We start from the raw sequence: 4,654 nt of genomic DNA, 5'->3' as shown, positions 1-4,654 counted from the left end.
CGAGACCGAAGCGCTCGTGAAGGAATACGAGCAGCAGTACAATGACGGCCTGATTACCCAGGGCGAGAAGTACAACAAGGTCGTCGACGCCTGGGGCAAGGCAACCGAGAAGGTTACCGAAGAGATGATGGCCCGCATTCGCGCGGTCGAATTCGATCCGGAAACCGGCCGCCAGAAGCAGATGAACTCGATCTACATGATGAGCCATTCCGGCGCGCGTGGTTCGGTGAACCAGATGCGTCAGCTGGGCGGCATGCGCGGTCTTATGGCCAAGCCGTCGGGCGAAATCATCGAGACGCCGATCATCTCGAACTTCAAGGAAGGCCTGACCGTGAACGAGTACTTCAACTCGTCGCACGGCGCCCGTAAGGGTCTGGCCGATACCGCCCTGAAGACGGCGAACTCGGGTTACCTGACCCGTCGTCTCGTCGACGTGGCACAGGACTGCATCGTCAACACGGCCGATTGCGGAACCGACAAGGGCCTGACCATGACCGCCATCGTCGATGCCGGCCAGGTGGTTGCCTCCATCGGCCAGCGCGTGCTCGGCCGTGCGGCGCTTGTCGACATCGAGGATCCGGTCACCGGCGAGCTGATCGTCGAGGCCGGCCGTCAGATCAACGAGGCCGACGTCATCAAGATCGAGGCTTCGGGCATCCAGTCGGTCCAGATCCGTTCGGCTCTGACCTGCGAGGTTCAGACGGGCGTCTGCCAGGTCTGCTACGGTCGCGACCTTGCGCGCGGTACGCCGGTGAATATCGGCGAGGCCGTCGGCGTCATCGCCGCCCAGTCGATCGGCGAGCCCGGCACGCAGCTTACCATGCGTACCTTCCACCTTGGCGGTACGGCGAACGTGGTTGACCAGTCGTTCCTGGAATCCTCCTATGAGGGCACGGTGCGGATCAAGAACCGCAACGTTCTGCGGAACTCCGACGGCGTTCTGGTGGCAATGGGCCGCAACATGGCGATCCAGATCCTCGACCAGCGCGATCAGGAGCGGTCCTCGCAAAAGGTCGCCTATGGTTCGAAACTGTTCGTCGATGACGGCGACACGGTGCGTCGCGGTCAGCGTCTTGCCGAGTGGGACCCCTATACCCGCCCGATGATGACGGAAGTCTCCGGCACGGTCGACTTCGAAGACCTCGTCGAAGGTCTGTCCGTCACCGAAACGACGGATGAGGCGACCGGCTTCACCAAGCGCTCGGTCATCGACTGGCGTTCGACGCCGCGCGGTTCCGATCTGAAGCCGTCCATCGTCATCAAGGATGCCAATGGCGAGATCATGAAGCTGCCGCGCGGCGGCGAGGCTCGCCTGCCGCTGTCCGTCGACGCGATCCTTTCGGTCGAGCCCGGCCAGAAGGTCAGCCAGGGTGACGTGCTTGCCCGTTCGCCGCTGGAAAGCGCCAAGACCAAGGACATTACCGGTGGTCTGCCGCGCGTTGCGGAACTGTTCGAAGCCCGCCGTCCGAAGGACCATGCCGTGATCGCCGAGATCGACGGCACGATCCGCTTCGGCCGCGACTACAAGAACAAGCGCCGCATCCAGATCGAGCCTGCGGAAGACGGCGTCGAGCCGGTGGAATATCTCATTCCGAAGTCGAAGCCGTTCCATCTGCAGGACGGCGACTACATCGAGAAGGGCGACTACATCCTCGACGGCAACCCGGCCCCGCATGACATCCTTGCCATCAAGGGCGTCGAGGCGCTGGCCTCCTATCTCGTCAACGAGATCCAGGAAGTCTATCGCCTGCAGGGCGTGGTCATCAACGACAAGCACATCGAGGTGATCGTTCGCCAGATGCTGCAGAAGATCGAGATCACCGCTTCTGGCGACAGTGGCCAGATCACCGGCGATATCATCGAGGCGATCGCCTTTGACAATATGAACGAGGAACTTGTGGCACAGGGCAAGCGGCCTGCCGAAGGCGAGCCGGTTCTGCTCGGCATCACCAAGGCCTCGCTGCAGACGCCGTCCTTCTTCTCGGCCGCGTCCTTCCAGGAGACCACCAAGGTTCTCACGGAAGCGGCGATTGCCGGCAAGGTCGATACGCTCCAGGGCCTGAAGGAAAACATCATCGTCGGCCGTCTGATCCCAGCCGGTACGGGACGCGCGATGGGCCAGGTTCGCCGCATCGCGACCCAGCGCGACGACCTCATCATCGACGCCCGCCGCAAGGCTTCCGGCGCCGACGAGGCAACGCCGATGCTCTCCTCCATGAACGAAGAGCCGCAGCCGGGCGAATAAATTCCGGCTTCGGGCTTCGGCCCGGCCGCTTTCAAGCTTTTGTGTGAAAGGCCGCCGACTTTCGGCGGCCTTTCACATTTATTGCTAAAATGCTAGCGATAGCATTTGCTGGTTACGCAGTCCTGTCGTCAGCGGTCGATCTGGGAGCGATTGTTGGGACAACTGGCGCTTCAGAAGGGGCAAAGGTTCCTCACGCGCGCGGCTGCGGAAGGGAAGCGCGATGGAGGCGGGTAGGCGGAGTATCTGGATCATCTGTCTTGTCTGGATCTGTCTGGGCGGGATATGCGCGCTGGTGATCGCCGAGTTCATTCGCAACCATGACGCGGACGGGTATGTCGACTATTACGGCTCCGACGTCTTTCAAAACGCGGTTTCAGTCGCCGAAACCAGCCTGACCGTATTGCGCGCCCTCGACCGATCTGACGATATGCCCTGTTCCGCAGACGACCTGGAGGCGATGCGCGGCGTCGTTTTCTCCGCCCCCTATCTTGCCGATGTCGGCCGCATCAGGGACGGGTACCTCGTCTGCACCGGGATATGGGGTGAACTGGCGAGCCCGGTGAAGATGCCGCCGCCTTCGCAGGTGGTGGGCGTCAACGCGGCCATTCTCTGGAAGGACACCAGGGGCATTGCTCCGGCCGGCCTTGCAGTCGACATGGCCTCTTTCGGCAACAGCGTCGTTATGACGGAACCGTCCGCCTTCGCGCGCTACGACGACCCCGCCGAGCGGCTGGCCGCCCTTGTCCTGACCAGCGATGCCAGCTACAGCTACCGGTCCTTCGGCGATGCCGAAGGGCTTGCGACTTTGCTCGGAAGCAGCAGCGAATGGTATCGCATTGCGCGCCGAAGGGTCTATTCGCGCTGCAATGAAAAGACCGACGTCTGCGTTGTCGCCACCTATGATGCGCCGGCCCTTCTGAAGACGGCGCCGCTTGATTTTCTGCTTGTCCTGGCCGGCGGTGTTTCGGCCGGCGCCTTCCTCGGACTCTGGCATGCCCATCTCTATCGCGAAAGCCGGTCCTGGCGGCAGAGGCTGGAGCGGGCGCTCAATGATGACCGGCTTACCGTCCATTATCAGCCGATCGTCAGGCTTTCCGACAACAGAATATGCGGGGCCGAGGCGCTTGCGCGGCTGGTCGATTTCGACGGGACGCTGATGCCGCCCGATCAGTTCATACCCGCTGCGGAGACCTGCGGGTTTATCGGGCGGATCACCCGCGGCGTCGTCCGGCGGGCATTCACCGACATGGCGGCGCACCTTGCGGCCGATCCGAATTTCTATGTCAGCATCAATGTCGCCTCCGATGACATACTGAGCCCGGCGTTTCTGGATTTTCTCGAGACCGAAACCCGGTCCCACGGGCTTTCCGCCGGCCAGGTCGCCCTGGAACTGACCGAGCGTTCGACGGCAAGCCATGACAGCCTGACCCAGGCGATGGCGGCCTTCAGCAATCGCGGTTATCGCATTCTCATCGATGATTTCGGCACGGGCTATTCGAACCTTGCCTATATCGCCCGCATGCCGATCGCGGGCATCAAGATCGACCGAATGTTCACCCAGGCGATCGGCCAGCAGGCGATCGGCGCCGTGATCGTCAGCAAGGTCTGTGAACTTGCCGCCGCGCTCGAGGTGACCCTGATCTGCGAGGGCGTGGAAACCAGAGGCCAGGCTGACCATCTCGTTGCCATTCATCCCGACATCTGCATCCAGGGATTCCTGATCGCGCGGCCAATGCCCGCACGAGAATTCTTGCGCGCCTTTGCCGCTGAAGGCCCGCGCAAGGAGGCATGATCAGCGGCTCAGTCGAGCGTCTTGTTGAAGCGGCTGACGGCAATGGTGATGGCAACCAGCGCGATCGCCGCCAGCATGGCGCTGTCGAATCCGAGGACCGTGATGTCGGCGCCCTTCAGCATGATGGCGCGCACGATGCGCAGATAGTGCGTCAGCGGCAGGGCCTCGCCGAGATACTGCGCCCAGCGCGGCATGCCGTCAAAGGGAAACATGAAGCCCGACAGCAGGATGCTCGGCAGGAAGAACATCATCGACATCTGCACGGCTTGGAGCTGGTTCCTGGCAACCGTCGAGAATGTGTAGCCGATCGACAGGTTGGTGACGACGAAGAGCAGCGTCAGAAGCGCCAGCGACCAAGGGTCTCCGAGGATCGGCACGTCGAAGATGAAGAGGCCGGAGGAGATGATCAGCGCCGCCTGAAACGCGCCGACGAAGACATAGGGCATGATCTTGCCCATCATGATCTCGATCGGGCGGATGGGCATGGCGAGCAGGTTTTCCATCGTGCCGCGCTCGATCTCGCGGGTGACGGCAAGGGCGGTGAAGATCAGCAGCGTCATCGTCAGGATCGTGCCGAGCAGGCCGGGCACGATGTTGAGCGTCGACTTGCCCGCCGG

General features: G+C 62.4%; 3 protein-coding genes. 2 read left to right on the top strand and 1 reads right to left on the bottom strand.

Translation table 11 applies throughout. The features are described 5' to 3' along the window. A partial coding sequence (locus AC5DC2_RS19760; RefSeq protein WP_491699708.1) for a DNA-directed RNA polymerase subunit beta' occupies positions 1–2,245 on the top strand: 2,245 nt, incomplete at its 5' end. A gap of 220 nt (positions 2,246–2,465) precedes the next feature. Further along, complete coding sequence (locus tag AC5DC2_RS19755; protein WP_491699707.1) at positions 2,466–4,037, top strand: EAL domain-containing protein; 1,572 nt, start codon at positions 2,466–2,468, stop codon at positions 4,035–4,037. 8 nt (positions 4,038–4,045) lie between these two features. On the opposite strand, the gene AC5DC2_RS19750 is transcribed toward AC5DC2_RS19755, so the two are convergent. Beyond that, positions 4,046–4,654, bottom strand: a 609-nt coding sequence (locus tag AC5DC2_RS19750) for an ABC transporter permease (protein WP_491699706.1), incomplete at its 5' end; no start/stop codon positions are given.

It is taken from the genome of Martelella sp. (assembly GCF_984369615.1).
The sequence above is the reverse complement of the archived record's forward strand: the minus strand, read 5'-3'. Positions and strand labels throughout refer to the sequence as shown.